The sequence below is a fragment of the Paenibacillus aceris genome, from assembly GCF_017874035.1.
Taxonomy (GTDB): domain Bacteria; phylum Bacillota; class Bacilli; order Paenibacillales; family NBRC-103111; genus Paenibacillus_E; species Paenibacillus_E aceris.
This window is the reverse complement of sequence record NZ_JAGGKV010000003.1, coordinates 152,610-178,593: the sequence shown is the minus strand read 5'-3', so window position 1 is coordinate 178,593 and position 25,984 is coordinate 152,610. Positions and strand designations below refer to the sequence as shown.

The window sequence follows — 25,984 nt, the reverse complement described above, 5'->3', positions numbered from 1 at the left end:
ATATTAGATAGAATTCGCTGTTTTTCGATACTCATTGGGGGTGATGCCCTCTAATTTTTTGAAAACTTTGCTGAAATACTTCTCGTCTTGGTAACCGACCATCTCAGCGACTTGAGAAATCCGAAGATGCGGGTTGCGCAGCAGCACTTTCGCTTTGCTCATACGGATTTGACCTAAATAATCGGAAAGGTTGACCTCGAATTCCTGTTTGAATTTACGGGAAATATATTCGCGGCTCAGATAAAACCGTCCAGCTATGTCCTGCAGCGTCACGTCTTCGTGATAATGCTTTTCGAGATATTCGGCAATTTCAAAAATAACATTTTTGTCCTTCTGTTGATTTTCGAGCAGCAGCTTGGACATGTGCACAATGCTTCGGGTAAGCTCTTGCTGCCACTGGGAAAGCGACAAAATTCCATGCTCATCCAGCGGAACAATGACGCTTGTGGGCTCATCAGACAGCATTTGCTTTACTTTGTCTTCGCTGCCGCCGGAGAAGAATCGCTGCACGAAGCGGCGTTTCATGACGCTGTATTCCCGCCACCAATGGTCAAGCTGCTCCAGTGTAATGACTTCGCTTTGCTTGACGGAATCCATCCACAGCTGAATGACTTCCTCAATCTGTTCGATGCTGCCGCTGCGAATGGCAAGGTTAATTTTCTCCTCATAGTGGCTGAACGTCAGAGCAGGCTGAGGCGATTTGGCCGGGTTCAACATACTGTGAATCCATGTCTCTTTGGCTTTGAGATTTCGCTTTCTGAGCGCATCACGCGCCTCCTGATAGGACAAGGTCAAATCAGCCGGGAAAGCATGAACGCGCCCAATCCCAAAATCAACACGGGAGTGCAGCGTCGTGCGCATGCCTTCATTAATTTTCTCCAAATAAGCCTCGGCGCTAAGTAAATCCTTCCATAAAAGCAATACAATTTCTGTTTCGCTGTGCCAATGGCGGAAAGCGTAGCCGCGTCCATCTGTCGTAAGAAATTCATTGCAAATATTGATCAGCGAGAAAAACAACAGATCCATGTTTTGGCTGAACTTATTTTTCACGCTGCGTTCCATCGTGTCCAATGATAAAATGGCAACCCGGCATTCACTAATGTTCCGATTCAAATGCAGCGCTTTGTCGAGCTGTTCAGCAACGCTATCGTAAGTGGACGGCTCAGCAATCATGCCGGAGAGGAGCTTGTCCCAATACATTGGCTTAATAGTATTCATTTCGATATTCAGCTCGCGGTTCGTTTGACGAAGCTCTTCTTCCTTGTTCCAAGCCTGAATCGCTTTATCCAGCGCTTCATTCAACTGATCGGGATCAATTGGCTTAAGAATATAGTCCGTTCCTCCATACTTCAAAGTATGTCGCAGTAAAGAGAAGTCGTCATGACCGCTGATGACGATCGTTTTGGAATCCGGCGCATTCGCCTGCAGCCATTCGAGCAGCTTCACGCCGTTCATGATGGGCATCATCATATCGGTCATAATAATTTCCGGGCGATGCCGGGCTATGAGCTCGGTGGCAGATTCGCCATCCGGTGCTTCAAGGATGGTATCGATTCCGTGCTGCTGCCAATTGACTAGCAATCGGATGGCGTCACGTACATGTTTCTCATCATCGACAAGTAATACTTTCATTAGATAGCTCCCTTTTTCATCGGTATATGGATGACGATCCTTAGACCTCGGGGCTGTGCATGTTCAATGTCAAGAGCAGCATCATCGGTGAAATATAATTTCACTCTGGTTAACACATTGCTTAGCCCAATACAAGCTTCATCCCCCGTCGAGGGGGCATTCAGTCTGTTTCTTACTTCGCGCAGCCGTGCCTCGGTAACGCCAATGCCGTTATCCTCCACAACCAATTGTAGAAACTCATACCCGTCTTCGGTAAGCTTCGTTGCTTGAATGCGCAATAGTCCCACATCTGCAGCACTTGGCTTAAAGCCATGCTTGAAGTAGTTTTCGACAAGCGGCTGCAGAATCATCTTCGGCACGGAGAGGGCTTTCGTGTCTTCTTCGATATCATAAACAATATGGAATTGATGCTCGAAGCGCTGCTTTTGCAGCTCTAGATAAGCTTTAACATGCTCCAGTTCTTTGCCTAAGGGTACGACGGATTCGTTCGTATTCATGCTGTAATGCATCATTTTGGCAAGGGAGGAGATAAGTGCATAAACCTTTGGCGCGTTGTGCTGCAAAGCTAACGTACCGATGGATTGCAGGGCATTATTCAAAAAATGCGGATTGATTTGGGCTTGCAGCGCCATGAGTTGATTGGACTTGTTCGCAAGCTCCAAGCGATATTCGCGCATGACCATTTGATTCAAATCCTGCATAAGGCCATGGAAACGATTGGCGAGAATTCCCATTTCGTCCGTGCGCGTCAATTCAATGTCTTTATTCATCTGTCCAAGCTGCACCTGACCTGCCTGAATGCGTGTAATATAACGAATCAATTGCTTAATAGGCTCTGTAAATCGAATGGAGATGTAAATGGTCCCTCCAATGACAATTAACATGAAAAAGGTCAGTACAAGAGAGTTAATTAACGTTAATTGCTTGGCATTTTTCGTTAATTGTTCGTAAGGAAGACGTTTGACGATCGTCCAGCTGACATAGTCAGTTTTCATTTTTTCGTAAACATTTATGCCCGCGTATGCACCTTTACTCCATTCATACGACCCTTTATCAAGCGTGCTGTGAATGGCTTCATTTCCCCAGCTTCCCTCCAGCATCTGACCCCATTTCGAAGGATCGGGACCGAAAACAATGTTGCCTTCATCATCAAGAATGTACAGTTCTTCCTCGTCATGTGTGTACAGGCTTTGTGAAATTTCAGAAATAAGGTCCAAATGAAGATCAATAATCAGCTCCCCAATGGATGTGTTATTCGGTGAATACATCAGCTTGCGATGCATAGACAGGACAGGTGTTGGAGCAGAATACACGTTGAGTGCAATATTGTAATTGTGGCTCAGATGGGTAGTCTCGAAATAAACGGTTTTGTCTTCAGGAAAAGGACGAAGGGATTTATATTTACCGGTTGTGCTTCCTTGAAAATCGTTGCTCGACAAGAAAGAACGGTCGCTGACAGAAGCGTACAAATAGACTTGTTTGAACTCTTTAACCGCATGAGACATGACCTGCAATCCGCTCTTGATCACTTTATCACTCATATAATCGATATCATGCTCTCGTTCCAGGATATCGTATAATTGCCCGAGTTCAGACAAATGCTGTCCTGTATAAATCGTTGTAGACGTTTGGACAACCCCGTTTAAGTAGTTTAATATATTCAATTTTGCTTGGGAGATGAGGGCCGAATTGTTGGTGATGGTGTCTTCGGTGACTTTTTCCTTGGTGAATATATAGGAGACAACGATGGAGGTAATAAACGGAACGAGTGTCGCGATCAGCAAAAAAAGGATCAGCTTATTGCGTATACTATGACGGAACATGTCGAATCAGCTCGGTTTCTTCGTAGACTTTTCACCCTATATTGTAGCAGTAGAGGTCAACAAATTCCACCTAATGCATCACGATAATCTGTGTTTCACCAGGATAAAGGTATTTATACTATAGGTTATAGTTACCTAATCGTAAGGGGGAAATTCCCATGAAACAAAGCAAGGGGTTATCAGGACTATTACAGCAATGGGTGTTTATCGGACCTGCGTTACTTTTTTTCGCACTCATCGTTTTAGTTCCTTTTCTCATGAGTATTTATTACTCATTTACAGAATGGAACGGTGTAACGACCAACGTGAAATTCAACGGGCTGGACAATTTTAAACACCTTCTATTTAATGACAAGGATTATCGCAATGCCTTCTGGTTTACAACTCGGATTACCGTAACGGATGTCATTCTGACAAATCTCGTTGGTTTCCTTCTCGCATTACTGCTTACGCAGGCGCTTAAAACAAGAAACATGCTGCGTACCATCTTCTTCATGCCGAACGTCATCGGCGGGCTTTTGCTCGGATTCATCTGGCAATTTATTTTCGTAAAAGGCTTCGCAACGCTTGGCGATTTGACAAATATTAGTTTCTTCCAACTGCCTTGGCTGGGCGATGCGCCTACCGCTTTCTGGGCGATTGCGATCGTTAGTATTTGGCAGGGATCCGGGTATTTAATGATCATTTATATTGCGGCGCTTTCGAATGTGCCCAAAGATATGATTGAAGCTGCATATATTGACGGTGCTACTCGTTTTCAGGTGCTCAAAAGTATCATAGTTCCGCTCATTATGCCGGCGGTTACGGTATGTTTGTTCCTGACGATCTCGTGGAATTTCAAAATGTTTGACCTGAACTTCTCCTTGACCAAAGGCGGACCGTTCAACTCGACAGAATCCGTTTCCATCAATATTTATCAAGAAGCGTTCCGAAATAACAACTATGGCTTAGGAACAGCGAAAGCATTAGTGTTCTTCATTGTAGTGGCCATTATTTCGACCATCCAAGTCATGTATACGAAACGCAAGGAGGTTGAAGTGTAATGGAAACAGTCAAAAAATATTCAGGACGGTTGTTCACACTGGAAGTGCTGGGCATCTTGATCGCTCTCTTGTTTCTAGTTCCGTTCTATTTCGTCATTGTCAACTCACTCAAAACATTCCCGGAGCTTGCCGCAAGTACAGCGAAGCTTCCGCAAAGCTTATATTTAGATAACTACAAAAAAGTATGGACGATCATGAAATTCCCAAGCGCCTTCATGAACTCTTTGATCATTACGGTTTTCAGTAATGTAGGGCTTGTCGTCATCAGTTCCATGGCGGCGTATCGGATGGTGCGCAAGCCAAGCAAATTCAACAATCTTGTCTTCCTGGCTTTCGTAGCGGCGATGGTTATTCCATTTCAATCCATCATGATTCCGCTGGTTCGCGTTGCAAGTCAAGTTGGACTGATGGACAGCAAATGGGGCTTGATTGTTTGTTATTTTGGATTCGGTGTTTCTCTAAACGTTTTCTTGTTCCACGGCTTTATTAAATCGATTCCTTTGGAAATTGAAGAGTCCGCTACAGTGGATGGCTGTTCACCATACGGTGTGTTCTGGCGCATTGTTTTCCCCCTGCTTAAGCCGATGTCCACAACGGTCATTATTTTGAACAGCTTATGGATATGGAACGATTACTTGCTGCCTTCGCTAGTGTTAAACAGTCCTGATCTGCGAACAATACCTTTAGCGACGTTCTCTTTCTTTGGACAATATACGAAGCAATGGGATTTGGCGTTGGCCGGTCTGACACTTGGCGTTTTACCGATCGTTATTTTCTTCCTCGCCATGCAGAAACATATTGTTGAAGGAATTACAGCAGGTTCGGTTAAAGGGTAACAGATTTGTTAAGATGTTCAAAATCTTCCACCTTTATGTTCAATATTCTCTGTGTTAAGGGTTTAAGAAAGTGTTTACAATAAACCATGTGAACTGATGACAACGAGCGAATGAATCCTCTGATGGTTATCAGGGTAAGCTGAGTAAACAAAAAAAGGGAGGCTTTACCTTTATGAAAAAATTAACGATGATCAGTATGGCGGCTTTGCTCACACTATCTGTGGTCGCAGCCGGCTGCGGTAAGAAAACAGAGACACCTGCGCCGACTGCTTCAACGGGAGCAGCAGCATCCGCAACTCCAGCTGCAGCTGGTAAACCGGTTACGATTAAAATGTTCCAATTTAAAGTAGAAATCGCTGACCAATTAGGTAAATTGGTTGCAGAATATCAAAAGCTGAATCCTAACGTGAAAATTCAAATCGACACAGTCGGCGGCGGTGCGGACTATGGCGCAGCTTTGCTTGCGAAGTTCAACTCCGGCGACAAACCGGACATTTTCAACAACGGCGGCTTCTCCGATCTTGATAAATGGATTGATAACCTGGAAGATCTTTCCGATCAACCATGGGTGAGCGATTTGGTAGACGTGGCCAAAGAACCAATGACGAAAAACGGTAAAATCTACGGCCAACCGCTTAACCTTGAAGGCTACGGTTTCCAATATAATAAAGATCTGTTCGCACAAGCAGGAATCACAGAGCTTCCAAAAACGATTTCACAGCTGGAAGATGCCGCTAAAAAGCTGCAAGCTAAAGGCATTACACCTTTCGAGAACGGCTATGGCGAGTGGTGGGTACTTGGTAACCACTTTGTAAACCTTCCTTTCGCTTACCAAAAAGATCCAAATGCGTTCATCGACGGCTTGAACAAAGGAACAGCGAAGATTACAGGCAACGAGCAATTCAACCAATGGTCGAAATTGTTTGATCTGACGCTGCAATACGGCAACAAGAACCCGCTGCAAACGGACTACAATACACAAGTAACTGACTTTGCTACAGGCAAGGCGGCGATGACGCAACAAGGTAACTGGACGCAAGTTCAAATTTCCAAAACGAACCCGAATATCAAAATTGGCTTCTTGCCAATGCCAATCAGCGATGATGCTGCATCGAACGACAAATTGTTCGTAGGCGTACCTAACAACTGGGTTATCAACAAAAACTCCGCTGTGAAAGACGAAGCGAAGAAATTCTTGAACTGGATGGTAACTTCCGATACAGGTAAAAAATACATTACAGATGAATTCAAGTTCATCCCTGCTTTCAAATCCATTCCTGCTGACGAGAAAGTACTTGGACCATTAGCAGCAGACATCATCACGTACAGCAAAGCTGGTAAAACACTTAGCTGGAACTGGTTCAAATTCCCAGGCGGCGAAGCATCCAGTAAAAAATTCGGCGATATTATGCAAGGTTATGTCGCGAAGAAGTATACGAAGGATCAAATGCTGGATGAATTCCAGAAAACATGGGATAGCCTGAAGAAGTAATACAATAGTGGGTTGTAATAAAGCCTCAGCGCCAATGCTGGGGCTTTTTGCCGTTTAACAGAAGGAATTCGGGCTGTTACAATAAGGATGACTGAGGAGCGGGGGGCTACGATGTACTTAAGAATTAGGACTTGGCTGCAAAGCAGAGGAAATTCTCTGCCGCAAGAGAAAAGATTAACTCGCGAAGCTGTTATTTCGCTCATTATTCATTCGACATTTCAATTCGGCGCTTCCATGTCGGGTGTGTTTCTGAACTTGTATCTTTGGCGTTTAACACACAGTGTAGCCGTAAACGGAACGTACAGCATTATCGTTTACCTCCTGACACCGATTGGTTTTGCCATTGGCGGCTGGATGATCAAGAAGAAAGACAGAATGGTGTCATACCGCTTAGGCATCATGCTGATCGGTCTATTTTATTTGAGTGTCATTATCGCTCAAGAAGCCCTCGTGGAATATTACATAGCGTTTGCCATCTTCAATGGGTTGGCCGGTGCATTTTACTGGGTAGGTTATTTAACACTTATGTATGATGTGTCAACCGAGCAGAATCGGATTCGATATTTGGCCTATAATATGATTTTCTTCACCATGGCTTCTTTGGCAGGACCGGCGCTTGCCGGGTTTATTATCCGTTTGAAAGAGGGACTTAGCGGATATACGATTGTCTTTTCTATTGCATTCTGTATGTTTCTGTTAGCAGCCATGATTTCTATGAAAATAAAAGCATCCAGCGGGCACCATAGAGTTTATTACTTAAAGTGGACCGGTCTGATTATGAAGAAAGAAAGGGACTGGCTTAAGGCTTTGCTCGGTTTCTTCGGGATGGGCTTGCTCCAAGGCATTATGCTGTTCCTTCCGAACATTCTTTTATTTAAAGTGATGCCGCGGGAAGATATTGTAGGTTACTTAGGCGTGCTTTACTCCAGTTTAAGTATTGTGATGGGGATGTTTATTTCCAAATATGCGAAGGGCAGTAAGTCTCGTCTGTATTTAATGTTATCCACGGTCGGCTATCTAGTTGGAGTTTCCTTTTTACTGGGGAGTATCACGATCTGGTCTGTCGTAGGGTTTATGATTCTTTACTCCATCTTCTCTCCGCTGCAAGGCAATACGATGACGGGTTACTATTATGGACTCATCGCCAAACTGCCGCTCAAGGGCGAGTTGAAAGTAGAAAGCGTTGTCGTTCGGGAGCTTTTCCTCAATGTCGGGCGTGTGATTTCGATTTTTTGCTTCATTACATTCGGAAGTGACTTGGATGGCGGACTGATTCCGTGGATTCTTATGGCCGCTTCCCTTACGCAGTTCGCCTTAGTCTGGTCCATTAAGAATCGTTGAAGGGAGCATGAAAGCGTCCTAACAAGGTTATCCTAGGGATAGATGATAGGAGAAGAGGGACTTCAGGTTATGAAACAGTATGACAGTGTGATCGTTGGAGGAGGCATTGCCGGACTTCAAGCGGCCATTCAGCTTGGCAGATATGAGCATAAAGTTCTTGTTATTGATGCCGGTTACGGAAGATCGACCTTGTGCAAAAGCTATCACAACCTGCTGGGTTGGCCGGATGGCGTTTCAGGTGAAGAACTCCGCAGGCTGGGAAGGCTGCAGGCCGAGAAGCTGGGGGTTGCTTTTGCCAATGATGAAGTTGTACAAGCAGTAAACAAAGGGAAGCCGGGAGATGGTTTCGAGTTATGGGGGAAGTCGGGCAATGGGTATGAAGCTCCGACGCTGCTTTTAGCGACAGGATTAATGGATCGTATTCCTGAAATTCCAGGGCTAAAGTCATGTCTGGGATTAACGATCTATGTGTGCCCGGACTGTGATGGATATGAAATCAGAAATAAAACAACCATTGTGCTGGGCGCAGGCGATGCCGGAGCGGGCATGGCGCTGAAGCTGAGGCTGAGGACGGATAAGCTGACTTACGTTAACCATGGGCAGTGCGCAGTGAGAATGAGTTTTCTGGAAGAGCTAAAGAAGAATGGGATTACCTACATATCGGATGACATTCAAGAGGTTATTGTACAGGAAAATGGTCTATTTCGAGGCCTCGTAACGGTAACTGGGCAGCGTCTGGAAGCCGAGCGCGGTTTTATCGCATTTGGAGGAAATGAAGTGAAGTCGGATCTGGCCCGTCAGCTAGGTGCGGAACGCATGGAAAATCGGCATATCGTGACAGATTCCCGTTCCAAAATGACAAGCGTGCCGTTCCTCTGGGCAGCTGGTGATGTAGGCGTTCACGCAGAGCAGGTGACGATTGCTATGGGTGAAGGCGCGCAAGCTGCGATCTGGATGAATAAAGTGCTGCTCATGTTAAAAGAAGAGGCGAACGCCAATCGGGTTGTCGTTCGCTCTTAGGGAAGTTCAGTCGTTTCGGACGAGGTAGAAAAGGCTGCGGTAACGTGTATGTATTCAGCCAACGCTTTCTCACCGAGGGGAGTAATGTGATAAATGCCGCGGCTTTGGCGTACGAACCAGCGGTAGTAGTTTTTTTGGAGAAGGGAGCTGACGGCTTTGTTATTCGTTAGGTCACGCAGCTGCCGCGGACTGAGAGGTCCGTGCTCTCGCATCAAATAGGCGCAGTGCAGCGATTTCTCACGGTAGGCGGTCATCAGCTTCTGCTGGGAGCTGCCTCCCACATTGTAGTCGCCGCTGCGTTCATGAAACTCGTTGACGACCCGCAAGGCTGCTCTTTTGTTATGACGCAACGTATATGGCGTAGGCTCGCAGACAAGGTCGACTGCGGGCTTTTTGCGTTTGTAGAATTGAACAGTCAGGACGCCAAGTCCCAGCATGCGGCAGAGCCGACGAATGTCTTCCCACTGCAAGCGATGTGGAGCTCTCCCTTTATTCGGCAGCTCAAAAGCGACGTACACCTGCTCGGTTAGACGCAGACGGTCGATTCCTTGCACAAGGAGCGGGATGTTGAAGCTTTTTTTGAGTTCAACGACAATCGGGGGCTCGTCACCGCGGATGGCAACTAAGTCGCAGTGCTTGACCTCGCCGCGAACGGCATAACCGCGCTGCTCAAAATATTGTTTAATCGGAGCATAAAGCTCCGTCTCGGTTTGAATGGGCATGGTGGATATTCTCCTCCTACTTGCGATGAAGGCAGTCAGAATGTGTATCATTATAGCACAGGTTTTGCTAAAATAGGGGAAAGTACTTGTACGTACATCTTGGGGTTTAGACGGACGATGTGAGATTTGTTGGAGAGGATGATGGGGATGAGTGAGGTTTTGGATACGTGGTTAGGTCGTACGATCGATTGCACCTGTGGGCAGAAGCATGAAATTCCGATTCGGCGCATCGTCATTGAACGAGATGCCTTGGGACAGGTGGCCGGCTATGTGAAGGATGCCGGCTACGGTGAAGTGACGCTTGTTGCGGACGAGAAGACGTACCAAGCGGCTGGCGCGAAGCTGCGCGGGCAGCTCGAGGCTGCGCAGGTCAAGGTCAGCATCAGCGTGATCCGTGAGAACGCGATGGGGGAAGTTGCCGCCGACGAGGAGGCGATCGTCCAGGTGCTGCTGGACACGCCGCTAGCGTCGCAAGCTCTTATTGCCGTGGGGGCGGGGACCCTTCACGATATCGTGCGCTTCGTCAGCCACCGCACGAAGCGGCCTTTCTTGTCTGTGCCGACAGCGCCGTCAGTGGACGGCTTCGCCTCGGTCGGCGCGCCGCTGATCGTGCGCGGCTTCAAACAGACGATTCCTGCCAACGCGCCGGAATCGATATTCGCCGACCTCGCCCTGCTGGCGGAGGCACCGCAAGCGATGATCGCCGCCGGCGTCGGCGACATGCTCGGCAAGCACACCTCGCTCGCGGACTGGTCGCTTGGCCGCGTGCTGCTTGACGAGCACTACTGCGAGCTGAGCGCTCGGTTGACGCTGGAAGCCGTGGAGCTATGCACGGCTCACTTGGACGAGATCGCGAAGCGCACGGATCTCGGGTTGTTAAAGCTTATGGAAGGCCTGCTGCTGTCCGGCCTTTCCATGCTCCTGGTCGGCCACTCCCGGCCGGCCTCCGGGGCTGAGCACCATCTCTCCCACTATTGGGAGATGGTGCTTCTGCAGCAGCGCCGCCGGGCGCTGCTGCACGGCGCGAAGGTCGGCGTCGCGACCGTGCTGATGGCGCAGCGATATGCATCGCTGCAGGGAATCACGGCCGCTGAGGCCGCTGCGCGCCTAGCGCAAAGCCAGGCCCCGAGCCGGCTCGCGGATGCGGAGCGCATCCGCAGGGCCTATGGGGCCATGGCGGAGCAGGTCATCGCCGAGAATGTTCCGGCGGATGGCGTTGTTATTGATAGCGAGGCGCTGAAGGCGCGCATCGCTTCGAGGTGGGGCGATGTGCACGCCATCGCCCGTGCGGTCCCTGCGCCCGAGCAGCTCATCGCTTGGCTCGAGGCCGTGCAGGGACCGCTGACGCCCGAGCAGCTCGGCGTGGAGCCGGAGCTGGTGGAGGCGTCCTTGAAGGATGCGCTGTTTGTGCGCAACCGGTTTACGATTTTGCGGCTATTGAGGCTGTTATAAGAGCTAATGACATCAATCCTCCCCTACGCTGGGGAGGATTTTTTTGTGCTGAGCCTAGTCGGGACTTCCTTGCACGTAGATAAGTGAACAACAGGTCGCTATTTTGTCCAAAACAGCCCTTTGAGCAAGGGAGGGGAAACGAGGGTCCGCTATTTCCCCATTCTGGATGGCTTTTGGACGATTGAGGTGAAATAAGATCCTGTAGTTCCCCTCCAAACCCCGACATGCCGCTTTTCGCCTAAATAAGGGAATGGAGTTCCAACTGTGGTTGGCGAAAAGTGTAAAAAATCACAACCCCGCTAAATTTTTGCCATCCCTTAAATGGCGTTTGTTTTCTATACTTGTGACATATGCATGACGCCTAAGGAGGAACAGGATGAAATTCAATAGCGGGAAAGTTAGCGAGATACAAATTGCTTATATTGGCGGAGGCTCGATGTATTGGGCGAAAAATCTCATTGCAGATCTAGCGCTGGATGACCAACTGTCGGGGACGATCAGGTTATATGACCTTGACTATGACAAGGCCAAAAATAATGAGAAATTAGGCAACTCAGTTTCCGATTATGCCGAAGCGAAATCCAAATGGACCTATAAGGCTTATCCGACCCTGCAGGAGGCGCTTAGCGGATGTGATTTTGTGTTCATTTCGATCCTTCCCGGAACGTTCCACGAGATGGCATCGGATGTTCATGAGCCGGAGAAGTACGGCATTTACCAAGCGGTAGGCGATACAACCGGACCTGGGGGACTGGTTAGGGCGCTGCGCACGATTCCGATGTATGTTGAAATTGCTCAGGCTATTGAGCGCTTTTCACCGGATGCCTGGGTGTTTAACTATACGAATCCGATGACGCTCTGTACGCGGACGCTCTATGAGGTTTTCCCTAACATAAAGGCGCTCGGCTGCTGCCATGAAATTTTCGGCACGCAAGGGCTTTTGATTCGCATGCTGCGTGACATGGAAGGCTTGGAAGGCGTGCACCGGGATGATGTGAAGGTGAACGTGCTGGGCATTAATCATTTTACATGGATTGATCAAGCCACGTATCAGCAGACAGATTTGCTTCCCATGTACCGGAAGTTTGTAGATAAGTACTATGAGTCGGGCTTTGAGCACAACAAAGATGCCTGGATGACGAACACGTATACAGCCGCTAACCGTGTGAAGTTCGATTTGTTCCGGCGTTATGGCATCATTGCGGCAGCAGGGGATCGCCATTTGGCAGAATTTATGCCTCCTTGGTATATGAAAGATCCGGAAACGGTACGTTTCTGGAAATTTGGTTTAACTACGGTCAAAAGCCGTGTCGAGAAGCACGTTGCAACAGAGCTTTATTATGGCAAACTGCTGAACGGAGAGGAGAAGCTGCCGCTTAAGGCATCGGGAGAGGAAGAAGTGAGACAGCTCAAAGGTTTGATCGGTCTTCAACCTTTCGTGACCAATGTCAACGTTCCGAATGTGGGTCAGATGAAGGGCATTCCACTGGGCGCTGTTGTGGAGACGAATGCTGTATTCTCTGCGAACAGTCTGCGCCCTGTTTATGCAGGCGAACTTCCACTCTCTGTGAACAACCTGGTGCTGCAGCATACGGTGAATCAGGAGCTTATTTTAAAGGCTGCTCTTCAAAAGGATAAAGCCTTAGCGTTCAATGCGTTCGTAAACGATCCGCTTGTGAATATCGATGTGAACCAAGCTGAGGCGCTGTTCGATCAGATGCTGGAGAATACGAAAGCCTATTTGCCTGGATGGAACATCTGATGGCGGGGCGGCCATGAGTTTAGAACCCAATGGTGCATCTGTCACCGCCATTGATCCGCATGATGACAAGGCGGTTCGCCGGATCATTTTCAGGCTTGCAGGTCCGTCTTTGGCAGAGATGCTGCTTCTTAACCTGACCCAAATGATGATGATGATTCTGGTGGGCCACTTAGGAGCGATTGCTGTTGCAGCCGTTGGATTAACGAGTCAACCTTATATGTTGATGAGCGTCCTTTTTGCGGCGCTTAATACAGGGACGACAGTTATTGTGGCCCGTTCTACGGGAGCGGGAAGCGTGGGCGATGCCAATCGCGCCGCAGGCCAGTCTCTACTGCTCGGATCCTTACTCTCTATCCTCGTCGTTGTACTTGGTACCACATATTCGGAATACTTGCTCCGCATGATGGGGGCTAGCGAAGAAGTGGCTCTATACGGACTGCATTATGCCAGGTTGATGTTTCTGTCCATCGGTTTTTCCTCCATCTCTTCGGCGTTGTCCGCTATTTTGCGAGGTGCGGGAGATACCCGGACACCGATGAAAATTAATGTGCTGTCGGGGTGTCTGTCCATTTCCCTCGGGTTTGTGTTGATTTACGGCCATTTGGGATTGCCGAAAATGGGTGTTACGGGGGCGGCCATCTCCACCTTAGTGGTTCAAGCCGGGGCGATGATCACCTTTCTATCGGTCATGTTCAGCGGGAAATTTGCGGTTCGAATCGGTTGGGCGGAAATTAGCCGTTTGGATAAAAGCATGATTTACCGCATGTTGAAAATCGGTATACCGTCGAGTCTTGAGCAGCTCATTATGCGTCTGGGGATTATGACGTTCGTCAAAATATGCGCAGGACTTGGGACGGTTGCCATAGCGGCATCACAAATTGTGACGAGTATTATTGGCATTTCGTTTATGCCTGGGGCTGCTTTTGCCATAGCGGCTTCAACACTGGTCGGTCAAACGCTTGGGGTCAGCAAACCCGACCTCGCTGAGCGGTATGTATGGCAAATCAGGAAGTACGGCATGATCGTAGCCGGTGTAATGGGAGCGGGATTTATCTTATTTGCTCCATATATTTTTAGGCTTTACACGAGTGACGCAACAATTATCCGTGAAGGAGCTTGGGCCCTTCGGATCGTAGGCTTCATCCAGGTTTCCCAAATCTCGCAGTTCATTCTGGGTGGAGCGCTGCGAGGAGCCGGGGATACTCGGTTTCCTTTATACTCGACTTTGATTGGTGTCTGGGGCGTGCGGGTTTTACTCAGTTATCTGTTTGTTTACGTCTTCTCGTGGGGGATGTTCGGCTTATGGAGTGCCGTTGCCTGCGATCAATTTTTGCGGTCAAATTTGATTTACTTCAGGTTTAAACGCATGGTTTGGAAACATGTAAAGGTTTAATGCCAAGAAAGGAGCTGCGGGATATGGGGATTAGTTATGATTCAAAGTCGCAAACCTTCCATCTTCAGGGGAAGTCATCCAGCTATATCATGCAGTTGGTTAAATCCAAATACCTTGCACACGTTCATTGGGGGCGGCAGGTACGCGGAAGCAATCTTGGGGGCTTGCTCGCTAGTAGACGCCGCTGCTCATTCTCGCCATCTACAGATCCGAACGATCTAGCGCTGTCGCTGGACACGCTGCCGCAGGAGTTTCCGGCGTACGGAGGCAGTGATTTCCGCGTACCTGCCTATCAGGTTCAGATGGATGACGGGACGACGGTCAGTGAGCTTATTTATGAATCCCATCGGATTTATGCGGGTAAACCGCAGCTTGAGGGACTGCCTGCTACCTATGTGGAAGAGGAGAGCGAAGCGGAGAGCTTGGATATTGTTTTGGCGGATCCAGAGATCGGCTTGAAGGCTGTTCTTACGTATACGGTATTCTGCGATCATGATGCAGTGACCAGATCCGTACGTTTCATCAACACCGGAAACCGTTCGATTAAGCTGCTTAGAGCTTTAAGCTTTGGCATCGATTTATCTCATTCTGACTTCGATATGCTGCACTTGTCAGGCTCATGGGCGCGCGAGCGCCACATCGAAAGACGCCCTATTGCAACAGGCGGGTCTGTGATTGAGAGCCGTCGGGGGAGCAGCAGCCATTCGCTTAACCCGTTCATGGCCCTGCTGACCAAGCAGGCGGATGAAGATCAAGGTGAAGTCTATGGCTTCAGCTTGGTCTATAGCGGAAGTTTTGTTGCACAAGCAGAGGTAGATCCTTACGGAACAACCCGTGTGGTCATGGGGATTAACGCCTTTGACTTTTCTTGGTTGTTGGAGGCGGGGCAATCGTTTCAATCGCCTGAGGCCGTCCTTGTATTTTCGGCAGATGGTATTGGCGGGATGTCGCGCACCTATCATAAGCTGTACCGCACACGGTTATGCCGTGGGGAGTTTCGGGATCGTCACAGACCGATTCTCATCAACAATTGGGAAGCGACTTATTTCAACTTCAATGCGGATAAAATCGAAGAGCTTGCCAAGGTCGGAAAGGAGCTCGGTTTAGAACTTCTTGTCCTGGACGATGGTTGGTTCGGTAAGCGGGACAATGACAAAAGCTCCCTCGGAGATTGGTTCGTCGATCGAAACAAACTGCCTGAGGGCATGCCGGACTTGGTTAGCCGTGTGAATCGGCAGGATCTGGCCTTCGGTCTATGGTTTGAGCCGGAAATGGTATCTCCCGATAGTGACTTGTATCGAGCTCATCCCGATTGGTGTCTGCACGTGCCTGGCCGGCGCAGGACGGAAGCGAGGCAGCAGCTGATTCTTGATTATTCACGTGAAGATGTGAGGGACTACATCGTAACGGTCATAACAGACATCCTTGCAAGCTGTCCAATCGGCTATGTCAAATGGGACATGAACCGCAATATGACGGAAATCGGCTCAGCGCATCTCCCGCCGGAGCGGCAGCGGGAAACGGCCCACCGCTATATGCTTGGTCTCTATGAGGTGATGGAGCGGATAACGTCCGCATTCCCGAACGTGTTGTTCGAAAGCTGCTCAGGCGGCGGCGGGCGGTTTGATCCCGGTATGCTCTACTACATGCCGCAGACATGGACGAGTGACAATACGGATGCGGTGGAGCGCTTGAAAATCCAGTACGGCACAAGCATCGTGTATCCGATCAGCGCTATGGGAGCGCATGTTTCTGCGATCCCGAATCATCAAGTGCATCGCTCGACACCTCTGGATATGCGGGGGCATGCAGCGATGTCGGGCAACTTCGGCTACGAGCTGGATTTGACCCTTTTTACGGAGATAGAAAAAGAAGCTGTGAAGCGTCAGGTTGCGCTATATAAACAATTGCGTCCGCTGATCCAATTCGGAGAATATTACCGATTGAGCAGCCCTTTTCAAGGCGTTGACGCCGCCTGGATGTTTGTATCGGATGACCGGAAGGAAGCGCTGGTCGCTTATTTTCAAGTGTTGGCTGAGCCGAACGCTCCTCTTAAGAAGCTAAGGCTGAAGGGCTTGGAGGGAGGCGGCAATTATCATGTTTACGATGCAGATGCTCCGGACGAGACGGAGGCGTCATGCTTCGGCGGTGACGAGTTAATGCATATTGGGCTGAATTTACCGATCTGGAAAGGTGATTTCCGAAGCCGCCTTTACCGGTTGAAAATGGAGGAGTAACGATGATAAAGCTGCGTCTGAGTGAACTGCAGGATACAAAGAACGGGCATATTTTGCAGGGCGTATTACCGGGTGATTATTTATCTTCAGGCGGTCTTTCTTTTGCCAAACGAGGAGAGCGAAGCCACACGAATGACGGTCCGGACGGGAGAGACTATCATATTCACGGGGATTGTGAAGCATTCCTTATTTTGCAAGGGACAGGAACGATGGAGATCAATGGGGAGCATTTTCCCGTTACAACAGGGGATATCGTGATTGTTGAGCCGGGAGAGGATCACCATCTGAACTCGAGTGAGGCTGATCCCATAGTAACGGTGTGGTGCCATGCAAGCTCAAACCGGCATAAGAATCAACAGCAGGAGGAGTCTGTATGAAAAGGCAGATAACGACGGATATTCATACCTTTACGTTAGCTAGCGAGGATCATCCGTTCACGGTCTCTCTTTCCGCGGAAAAGCTTCACGATGGCCTTGATCTAATTACGCTGCGGTTGGAAGCTGCTGAGGCGACGGTGCCTCCTGTTTTCACGCTGTGCTGGTCGCATCCCGCATGTGACATTCAGGCCAGCTGGCATCCTGCCCAAGACCGGAATAAAAGCTTTAAAGCCGACTGGATGCGCACTTTGCGATCGAACGCGGCTGCTTCGGCTCCTGTTTACGCTTTGTTTAACAGCGCAGGCCGCAATAGGCTTACATTCGCTTATTCGGATGCACTGAATACCGTTTATTATTCGGGAGCTATCAGCGAGGAAAAGGCTGACTTTCATTGCAGGGTTCAATTGTTTGCAGAAACGACAGCCCCTTTCCAAGTCTATGAAGCCAAGCTTCTCGTGGATACGAGAGATTTTCCTTACTTTGAGTGCTTGCAAAGTGTATAGGAGTGGTGGAGCGCTATGCCTGAATATCGTCCTGCATACGTTCCTGCGGCAGCCAAGGAACCGATGTACTCAACTTGGTACAGCATGCACCAGAATGTAACGAACTCCCGCATTGAAGAGCAGTGCCTTCTCGCTAAGAAGCTCGGCATGGAAGCTGTTATCGTCGATGATGGCTGGCAGACGGAGGATAATCGCAGGGGGTATGCGTACTGCGGAGATTGGGAGACCTATGAGGGGAAATTCCCCGATATGAAAAAGCATGTGGATGCGGTTCATCAGCTAGGCATGAAGTTTATTCTTTGGTATTCGGTGCCTTTTATCGGTAAATACAGCAAGGTGTGGGATCGCTTTAAGGATAAAATTCTGCGGTTTAATGAGAATCATGGAGCTGCCGTGCTCGACCCGAGATACCCGGATGTCCGGGAATATATCATTCATAAATATGAAGAAGCGGTGAAGGAATGGGGTTTGGACGGATTTAAGCTTGATTTCATCGATACGTTTTATTCACCGGAGCAGCAGCTCCCCTCCACGACGGAAGGGAAGGATTATGAGTCGATACCGGCTGCTGTTGACCGTCTATTAACGGATTCGATCGGCAGGTTGAAAGGTTTGAAATCCGACATGATGATCGAATTCCGTCAAATGTATGTGGGACCGGCTATGCGCAAGTACGGCAATATGTTCCGGGCATCGGATTGCCCGAACGATAGCATTCAGAACCGCGTGAGGACGCTGGATATCCGACTGATTTGCGGAAATACGGCAGCCCATGCCGATATGATCATGTGGCATCCGGAGGAGCCGGTGGAAAGCGCCGCACTCCAGCTGATTAACTGCCTGTTCTCCGTGCCTCAAGTTTCTGTTCTGCTGGATAAACTGCCATCCGATCATTTGTCGATGCTGGCCTACTGGCTTGCTTTTTGGAAAGAGAACAAGGAACTTCTTCTAGATGGCAACATCCAACCGCTGAACCCGGAGTTGTTATATCCGCTTGTACGTTCGGTGAAAGGGGATAAAGGGATCGCTGTCGCTTACCATGAAAAGATTGTGCCCATGGATACGGCTGTGTCTCAGTGGATTGTGGTGAACGGCAGAAGAGAGGATGGACTTTACATAGAGATGTCTTGTGTGGCAGCAGCTAAAATCGTTATTACCTCTTGCACGGGAGAAATTGTGGAGGAGTTGTCCGCCCAGCTTACGACCGGCGTTCATAAGCTCGCGGTTCCGGCTTCCGGCGTTGCAACCCTAATCTTTTCATAACCAACGAAGACACGTATATAGGAGGTTACATTCATGAACTATTTGGCTGACGAACAGCGATACAGCAAAATGACTTATCACCGGACCGGTAAAAGCGGGCTTCAGCTTCCGCCGATTTCGCTTGGCTTATGGCATAATTTTGGCGGCGTAGATACCTTCGAGAACAGCAGGGCTTTGGCTCGCCACGCATTTGATTTGGGGATCACACATTTCGATCTTGCGAATAATTACGGGCCTCCGGCAGGCTCTGCGGAAGAAACTTTTGGCCAAATTTTGAAAAAAGATCTGCTCCCGTACCGCGATGAACTCATCATCGCCACGAAGGCAGGCTACCGCATGTGGGAAGGTCCTTACGGAGAGCGAGGCTCCCGTAAAAGCATGCTGGCCAGTCTCGATCAAAGCTTGAAGCGGCTAGGCTTGGACTATGTCGATATCTACTATTCACATCGCTTTGATGCCGAGACTCCGCTCGAAGAAACGATGGGCGCGCTGGATCAAGCAGTACGTCAAGGGAAAGCACTGTATGTTGGCGTGTCCAACTATAATGCAGAGCAGACAGAGCAAGCTGCCCGTATTTTGAAAAGCCTCGGAACTCCATTCGTGATCCACCAAGTACACTATTCGATGTTCGAAAGAAAGCTGGAGCAAGGCCTGCAGGACGTGCTAGCCAGAGAGGGCGTTGGTTCGATTGCTTACAGTCCTTTGGCCAGGGGGTTACTCACCGATCGTTACCTGGAGAACATTCCGGCGGACTCGCGAGCAGCCGGGGGCAGTGTGTTTCTGAGACCAGAAGACATTACAGAGGAGAAAATCGCGAAATCTCGCCGGTTGAATGCGCTGGCGCAGGAACGAGGACAGAGTTTGGCCCAAATGGCCTTGGCATGGGTTCTTCGCAAGGGACATGTGACTTCCGCTTTAATCGGGGCAAGTAAAGTGAAGCAATTAGAGGATAATGTGGCGGCCTTGAAGCAGCTGCATTTCACAGAGGATGAATTAGCTCTTATCGACCAAATTCTGGCTGGATAACGTTCGGGATATCGTTGTTATTGGAGGAGGAATCAGGAATGAGCATGGGAATTCAACTTAGTAAGGAAGCGTTCACTAAGCATATTCTGCAGCAGCCGGTTTTGGACACACACACCCACCTGGTGGGAGATCGTCTCACGGCTAAGGATTTTTGGGAAATTGCCCACTATTTCTGGCTGTTTCGTGAACTACAGGCAGCAGGCTACCCGGCAAACGCGATGGAGCTCCCGGAGGATTTGCGGATCGATGCGTTCCTGGAGGCTTATCATGGAACCAGAAATACATTGATGAACATAGCGTTCACTCACATTTTTCAAGATCTTTACGGCATTGTTATTCGTGACAAGGCCTCCGTGCTGGAAGCTGACAGGGCCGTCAAGCAGTCTGCCCAAAGAGCCGAGTGGGCACAAGACGTAGCAGACCGGATGCAAGCGCGCCGCTTCGTCGTTAATATCCCTGAGCATGCAGAATTTCAAGGCATGAGGCAGAATGCCATTCTTATCCCGCGTATTGACGGGAAATTGGGCCCGTGGGTCAAAGAGATCGAATCGTCGAATGACCCGGCTGCCGCATTTGCGCAAACACGTCTGAAGCTGGCGCAGTTATTGGATGCGTACAAAGAGGATGGTATCAAAGGCATCATGACGACTCTGCCGAGTTATGCAGCTAGCGCCAACCGAAAGGTTGTCATCGGGCAGGGGAGCACCAAAGACGAGATTCTCATGATGCTTCTGCACGAGATAGGTGCGGCTGCCGAACAAAGAGGGCTGCTCCTTCAATTATTTCTTGGCGTGGAGCGCTCCTGGTGCGGAACCGCCACTCCTGTTAATGACCCGGCTCGTATTTTGAAGCTATCCGCCTTATTCGAAGCGTATGCCTGTCCGTTTGAGCTAGTCGTGGCTTCAGAGCTTAACAATCTGGATATTGTGCAAGCGGCTTGGAACTTTCCAAACGTACATGTCGGCGGTCATTGGTGGTTTAACTTCCGGGCGAGCACATACCGTGACAGCATGCAGTACAGGTTGGAAGCACTTCCGGCCATCAAGAGCTCGCTGATTGTGTCTGATGCCCGCTGCATGGAGTGGAGCTACGGCAAAATCATCGTGATCAAACGGTTAGTGGGCGAGTTCCTATGGAACCAAATCGAAGCGGGTTGGATTAATCAAGCGACTGCAGTCCAAATAGCTGAGGACTGGCTGTATCGCAGTGCGGCAAAGCGGTACGGAGTTGAGCAATAATCGAACATGAGCGTACTTTTTGCAATCGTAAAAAAACACAAAGCGCTATAAGTTACACCATCGCTACCTACTGCCAACCCTTGTAAGATAAAAGAGTAGATGAATGCTGTACGCATGAAGGGGAGGAGAACATGGCCAGTAAAATTCAGCCATCCGATCGAACAGTTTACGATTTCTCATCGCAGAGTCAGAAATGGGCTTTTATGCGAAAACATTGGCCAATTTATTTGATTTCTTTACCGGGAATTATTTATTTCTTGCTCTTTAAATATATCCCGCTATTCGGTTCTGTCATTGCTTTTCAAAACTACAACATTTTCAAAGGAATAAAAGGGAGTCCGTGGGTCGGCCTGGAAAATTTCCAGCGCATGTTTCAGTATACGGAGTTCATTCAGATTTTAAAAAATACGATATTGATCGGTATTTACGATTTGTTTTTCGCTTTCCCGGTGCCCATTATTCTGGCCCTGCTCATCAATGAACTTAGGGTCATGGCGTACAAACGGATTGTGCAAACGGTGGTCTATATGCCGCACTTTCTTTCATGGGTCATTGTTGGCGGGGTTGTCGTAGGTGTGTTATCGCCTTCCACGGGTATCGTCAATCATTTGCTCTCGTTATTTGGCATCGATCCGATTTACTTTTTAGGCGAAAATTCTTATATCCGTACCATTTTAATCAGTTCGGGTATCTGGAAGGATAGCGGTTGGGGAACCATTATTTATTTGGCAGCTATTGCAGGCATTAATCCGGATCTGTATGAAGCCGCTCAGATGGATGGCGCGAGCCGGATTCGGCAGGTGTTTTCCATCACCGTCCCGAGCATTCTACCGACGATTGTCATCTTGTTCTTGCTCCACATCGGCAATTTTCTTGATTTCGGTTTCGAACGCGTATTTGTATTTCTTAACCCGCTTAACAGCGAAAATGGGGAGATTATCGATACATTCGTTTACCGTGCTGGACTTGTTGATCGTCAATACAGCTACACGACCGCAATCGGGTTATTCAAATCGGTTGTAGGTCTAGGATTGATTATGCTTAGCAATACATTCAGTAGAAAGATGACGGGGGAAGGGCTGTATTGATGCGGAAGGAGACAGGAGGTAGAACACTATGATTATGACAAGAGGTCATAAATTATTTAATATATTCAATATCATTTTGCTCGCAGCTCTCGGGCTAAGTATGGTGCTCCCGCTTATTCATATTATTGCACAGTCCTTAAGCAACAACGTTGCAATTAACAAAGGCGAAGTATCGCTATGGCCGGTAGGTTTTACATTGGGAAGCTATAAGCTGATTCTGCAGGATCCGACGATATGGCTGGGGTTTCGGAACAGTGTCATCATTACCGTTTTTGGAACCTTTATCAATCTCTTCATGACAACAACGTTAGCCTATCCTTTGTCCAGACCTGAATATTTATTCCGCAAAACCATTCTGGTGATGGTGCTGTTTACGCTTATTTTCAGCGCTCCGTTAATTCCAAATTATTTGCTGGTGAAGCAATTAGGGCTTCTGAACACCCTTTGGGCGTTAATGCTGCCTATGGCGATTAGTGCTTTTAATTTATTCGTCATGCGCTCGTTTTTCTTGAACCTTCCGAACGAACTGCTGGATTCGGCAAGAATTGACGGGTGCGGTGAGTTTAGGATCATGTGGAACATTGTACTGCCGCTTTCTAAGCCCGCTATGGCTACGATGGGAATCATGTATGCGGTTGGACATTGGAATCGATACGCCGAGGCCGTCTTTTATATTGATCACCGGAACTTGATTCCACTGCAGGTTAGGCTGCGGGAGATCGTCTTCACCGATCAATTCGGCCAATCGGATTTGTCTTCGGATTTAATGCTCTTTCTTTCGCCGGAAGGAATCAAGATGGCGGTCATCGTCATCGCTACGATCCCCATTCTTCTTGTCTATCCGTTCTTGCAAAAGCACTTTATTCAAGGCATGATGGTGGGTTCCGTCAAGTCCTAACTTGGGATTCAGGCATCGTATAAAATCACATACCTCCTTAAATTTATACATACAAAAAATTCCAAGTAATCGTTATGATAACACAGAACAGTGAAACCGCTTGCAAACAAACAAGGGAAGAAGGGGTTATATGAAAAAACCGATCAGTCTCACTCTGGCTGTCATCCTGGCAGCATCTACGCTCACCGCTTGTTCAACAGATGGAAAAGTAGCCGAAAACGCATCGCCGCAACAGTCTGCAAGTACGAAGAAAGAACCGACGAAATTCTCAATCCTTTTTCCAACGACTGTAAGTACGGGCTATCATACCCGTGTGCCGGATTTGAACAAGGACAAATGGGTGCTGAAGCTTGAGCAATTAACGAACACAGATATGGACGTTAAGGTCATGGAGGATGCCAAATTCGGCGTCATGTTCGCAAGTAACGATATCCCTGATGTTGTTGGCAGTATTGGCGGCCCCGGCAGTAAATCGATGTCCGGTTCCGTCGAAAACGGCGTATTTATGCCGCTGGACGATCTGCTGAAGCAGTATGCTCCGAATTTGCTTAAAACGGTTCCTAAAGCCGCTTGGGATAGCGTCTCGTATAATGGCAAAATTTATGGGGTTCCTGAATATTTGAGCAATCCTTCCCGCCGTTCTACGTACATCCGTACGGATCTGCTGGAAAAGGCAGGACTTCAGGCGCCGAAAACGGTTGATGAATTTCTGAATGTGCTGCGGGCGTTCAAGAAGATGGGTGTAGAGAATCCGTATCAAATGAGGGAAAACTTCAAGTATGCGGACGTTATTCTGGGAGCGTATGACGTACTGCCTTATAAGGATCAATTTGAATTGGTGGATGGTCAGGTTGTTCCGAAATTTTTCGATGTAGAAAATGTTCAGAAAGCTCTTACCACATACAAAACAATGTATGAGGAAGGTTTAATTCCGAAGGAGTTCGCTACGATCTCTTCAACCGATTTTTCTAAAAATATTGAATCGGGTAAAGCGGGGATTTGGTCGCAGAACGCTTCAGGCTTACCGGGTTACCGTACGAAAATCCAGCAAGCTGTTCCAGGGTCCAAGGTAGATATTGTCGCTTCGCCGAAAGGTCCTGAAGGGAAAGGCGGGTACTTCTATTATGCGCCTGTCATCCGTACCTTCTTCATTAACAAAAATGTGAAGCAAGATACAGCCGCAAACATTATTAAAATGTTCGATTGGATGATTTCACCGGAAGCCGAAACGTTCTTCACGTTCGGAATTGAAGGGGATACCTACACCAAGGACAGCAGCGGAAACATCAACTATAAGTTCCCGACGACGAAGGAAGAGACGGACGAAGAAGGGTTCCGCAGCGGAACGATGTGGGCCGTGCATGACTCCACTTACAATAAACCGAGATTGCTGCTGAATGAGGATGGTAAAGCTACTCTGAAAGCATTCGATGAGATATTGACGAAGGAAGGGCTGTCAGGCATCGGATTTTATCCGGATTTGAGCTCGTTCTCTAAATTCCCTGATCTTGCAGCGCCACAACCCGATGTTGGTCCCAAAATTATCGTCGATCACATGATCAAAATGATTTACGGTAAAGAGCCTATCTCCGATTGGCCAAAAGTTATCGAAGAGTATAAGGCCAAAGGCGGCGTCGAAATTATTAAAGAAGCGACGGAGCGCTGGAACAAGAAGCAAGGCGCGATTAAAATCGATATTAAATAAGCGGTTTAACAAGAAAGTATCCTTACAGACGAGCAGTCTGTTGAAGGATACTTTTTTCTCTAGGTGAAATCGTAAAAAATGACATACGATCTTAATTTTATCCTTTCTGCGTGTCTGAATAATTTCTATAATGAAGGCAACGAAACGATGGAGAGGTGGCTTGCATTTGAAAGCGATATTGGTTGGTTTGGGCTCTGCAGGGTTTAGCTGGTATAAACGGTTGCGAGATCAGGGATTATTGGCAGCCGTTGTTGAGGTTGATTTGGCGATGAAAGAGAAAATGGGGGATGATCCCTTTCCCTTTTATACTTCGTTAGAGGATGCATTGCAGCATGAGCAGGCGGATTTTCTTGTCAACGTGACTTCGCCGATGATGCACACAGCGGTGAATCATGCGGTGTTTGACCGCAAGCTGGCTGTTTTGTGCGAAAAGCCGATTTCTTTTGATTATGAGGAATCGATTGAGGTTGTCGCTCGGGCAGAGCAGGAAAAGCTGCCTTTTATGATTGCAGAAAATTACCGAAGAATGCCGTATATCCGTAAAATGAAGCAGCTTCTGGACGAGGGTGTTATCGGAAGTCTGTCTTCTATGGATATCCAGTTTTATAGATATCACAATGTGCAAAGGAAATACACCGTCAGCATTCTGGATGACATCGGTGTTCATCATTTGGATATGATTCGTTATTTAAGCGGAAGAGAAGGGAAATCGGTTCAGGCTAAGTTGTACAATCCAATCCATGCATGGGAACAGGAGGGCGCTATCATTAATGCCTATGCGTTCTTTGAAATGGACAACGGTATTACGGCTTCGTACAGCGCATCCATCTCAGCCAGAGGGACCGAAACACCATGGAGCGGGAATTGGCGATTGGAGGGCACGGAGGGAGCTATCGAGTTAGTCGACAAGGAAATTCGTGTCATCAGGGACGGCAAGGCACAGCTGATCGCAGATTACAGCGGCGTGGATGAAACGGATACGCTGGCAGAATTTTTGGCTTCGCTGCGAGAGGGGCGGGAAGCGGAAACAAGCGGCAGGGATTATTTGAAAACGCAAGCACTTGTGCATTATGCCAAGTTGGCTAGCGCGTCCGGTCGGACGTACGTCATTGAAGTTCCAACTATATAGATGA

At 48.3% G+C, this 25,984-nt stretch carries 21 protein-coding genes; 18 read left to right on the top strand and 3 right to left on the bottom strand.

Going from position 1 to position 25,984, the window contains the following annotated elements; genetic code table 11:
* Window positions 1-3: 3 nt before the first annotated feature.
* Together J2Z65_RS07545 and J2Z65_RS07540 are read right to left on the bottom strand one after the other, a co-directional pair.
* On the bottom strand, window positions 4-1,632 hold the full coding sequence (locus J2Z65_RS07545; protein WP_167061777.1) for a response regulator: 1,629 nt from the start codon (window positions 1,630-1,632) through the stop codon (window positions 4-6).
* On the bottom strand, window positions 1,632-3,455 hold the full coding sequence (locus J2Z65_RS07540; protein WP_167061774.1) for a cache domain-containing sensor histidine kinase: 1,824 nt from the start codon (window positions 3,453-3,455) through the stop codon (window positions 1,632-1,634). Before J2Z65_RS07540 ends, J2Z65_RS07545 begins: the two co-directional genes overlap by 1 nt.
* 158 nt (window positions 3,456-3,613) lie before the next feature.
* On the opposite strand from J2Z65_RS07540, the gene J2Z65_RS07535 reads away from it, so the two are divergent.
* The 5 genes from J2Z65_RS07535 to J2Z65_RS07515 all read left to right on the top strand — a co-directional run bounded on the left by J2Z65_RS07535 (window position 3,614) and on the right by J2Z65_RS07515 (window position 9,187).
* Complete coding sequence (locus tag J2Z65_RS07535) at window positions 3,614-4,498, top strand: carbohydrate ABC transporter permease (protein ID WP_167061771.1); 885 nt, start codon at window positions 3,614-3,616, stop codon at window positions 4,496-4,498.
* Entirely contained in the window at window positions 4,498-5,334 is an 837-nt protein-coding gene (locus J2Z65_RS07530) for a carbohydrate ABC transporter permease (RefSeq protein ID WP_167061768.1), read from the top strand. Before J2Z65_RS07535 ends, J2Z65_RS07530 begins: the two co-directional genes overlap by 1 nt.
* Window positions 5,335-5,506: 172 nt before the next feature.
* On the top strand, window positions 5,507-6,826 hold the full coding sequence (locus J2Z65_RS07525) for an ABC transporter substrate-binding protein (protein WP_167061765.1): 1,320 nt from the start codon (window positions 5,507-5,509) through the stop codon (window positions 6,824-6,826).
* Between the two features lie 111 nt (window positions 6,827-6,937).
* On the top strand, window positions 6,938-8,167 hold the full coding sequence (locus tag J2Z65_RS07520; RefSeq protein WP_240159827.1) for an MFS transporter: 1,230 nt from the start codon (window positions 6,938-6,940) through the stop codon (window positions 8,165-8,167).
* Between the two features lie 69 nt (window positions 8,168-8,236).
* On the top strand, window positions 8,237-9,187 hold the full coding sequence (locus J2Z65_RS07515) for an NAD(P)/FAD-dependent oxidoreductase (RefSeq protein ID WP_167061762.1): 951 nt from the start codon (window positions 8,237-8,239) through the stop codon (window positions 9,185-9,187).
* On the opposite strand, the gene J2Z65_RS07510 is transcribed toward J2Z65_RS07515, so the two are convergent.
* A complete protein-coding gene (locus J2Z65_RS07510; protein ID WP_167061759.1) occupies window positions 9,184-9,909 on the bottom strand; it encodes a DUF2161 domain-containing phosphodiesterase in 726 nt (241 codons plus the stop codon). The two genes, J2Z65_RS07515 and J2Z65_RS07510, sit on opposite strands and share 4 nt — an antisense overlap.
* Window positions 9,910-10,056: 147 nt before the next feature.
* On the opposite strand from J2Z65_RS07510, the gene J2Z65_RS07505 reads away from it, so the two are divergent.
* From J2Z65_RS07505 to J2Z65_RS07445, 13 genes are all read left to right on the top strand, one after another.
* A complete protein-coding gene (locus tag J2Z65_RS07505; protein WP_240159826.1) occupies window positions 10,057-11,361 on the top strand; it encodes a sn-glycerol-1-phosphate dehydrogenase in 1,305 nt (434 codons plus the stop codon).
* Between the two features lie 376 nt (window positions 11,362-11,737).
* Complete coding sequence (locus J2Z65_RS07500) at window positions 11,738-13,123, top strand: family 4 glycosyl hydrolase (protein ID WP_167061753.1); 1,386 nt, start codon at window positions 11,738-11,740, stop codon at window positions 13,121-13,123.
* Between the two features lie 13 nt (window positions 13,124-13,136).
* Entirely contained in the window at window positions 13,137-14,516 is a 1,380-nt protein-coding gene (locus tag J2Z65_RS07495; protein WP_167061750.1) for an MATE family efflux transporter, read from the top strand.
* Window positions 14,517-14,539: 23 nt separating this feature from the next.
* Window positions 14,540-16,753 carry an alpha-galactosidase gene (locus tag J2Z65_RS07490; RefSeq protein ID WP_167061747.1) on the top strand — a complete coding sequence of 738 codons (2,214 nt, stop codon included), beginning with the start codon at window positions 14,540-14,542 and terminating at the stop codon, window positions 16,751-16,753.
* 2 nt (window positions 16,754-16,755) lie between these two features.
* On the top strand, window positions 16,756-17,130 hold the full coding sequence (locus J2Z65_RS07485; protein WP_167061744.1) for a cupin domain-containing protein: 375 nt from the start codon (window positions 16,756-16,758) through the stop codon (window positions 17,128-17,130).
* On the top strand, window positions 17,127-17,633 hold the full coding sequence (locus J2Z65_RS07480) for a hypothetical protein (RefSeq protein ID WP_167061741.1): 507 nt from the start codon (window positions 17,127-17,129) through the stop codon (window positions 17,631-17,633). The genes J2Z65_RS07485 and J2Z65_RS07480 overlap by 4 nt, the downstream gene beginning before the upstream one ends.
* Before the next feature lie 15 nt (window positions 17,634-17,648).
* On the top strand, window positions 17,649-18,896 hold the full coding sequence (locus J2Z65_RS07475) for a glycoside hydrolase family 36 protein (protein WP_167061738.1): 1,248 nt from the start codon (window positions 17,649-17,651) through the stop codon (window positions 18,894-18,896).
* 33 nt (window positions 18,897-18,929) lie between these two features.
* Complete coding sequence (locus tag J2Z65_RS07470) at window positions 18,930-19,922, top strand: aldo/keto reductase (RefSeq protein WP_167061735.1); 993 nt, start codon at window positions 18,930-18,932, stop codon at window positions 19,920-19,922.
* Between the two features lie 38 nt (window positions 19,923-19,960).
* Window positions 19,961-21,160, top strand: a complete 1,200-nt coding sequence (locus J2Z65_RS07465) for a glucuronate isomerase (protein WP_240159825.1) — start codon at window positions 19,961-19,963, stop codon at window positions 21,158-21,160.
* A 131-nt stretch (window positions 21,161-21,291) separates the two neighbouring features.
* Window positions 21,292-22,248, top strand: coding sequence for an ABC transporter permease (locus J2Z65_RS07460; RefSeq protein WP_167061732.1), 957 nt, complete (start codon window positions 21,292-21,294; stop codon window positions 22,246-22,248).
* A 28-nt stretch (window positions 22,249-22,276) separates the two neighbouring features.
* Entirely contained in the window at window positions 22,277-23,146 is an 870-nt protein-coding gene (locus tag J2Z65_RS07455) for a carbohydrate ABC transporter permease (protein WP_167061729.1), read from the top strand.
* A 130-nt stretch (window positions 23,147-23,276) separates the two neighbouring features.
* Window positions 23,277-24,851, top strand: coding sequence for a type 2 periplasmic-binding domain-containing protein (locus J2Z65_RS07450; RefSeq protein WP_167061726.1), 1,575 nt, complete (start codon window positions 23,277-23,279; stop codon window positions 24,849-24,851).
* Between the two features lie 166 nt (window positions 24,852-25,017).
* Window positions 25,018-25,980: a Gfo/Idh/MocA family protein gene (locus J2Z65_RS07445; protein WP_167061723.1), complete on the top strand. Its 963-nt coding sequence runs from the start codon at window positions 25,018-25,020 to the stop codon at window positions 25,978-25,980.
* Window positions 25,981-25,984 lie beyond the last annotated feature (4 nt).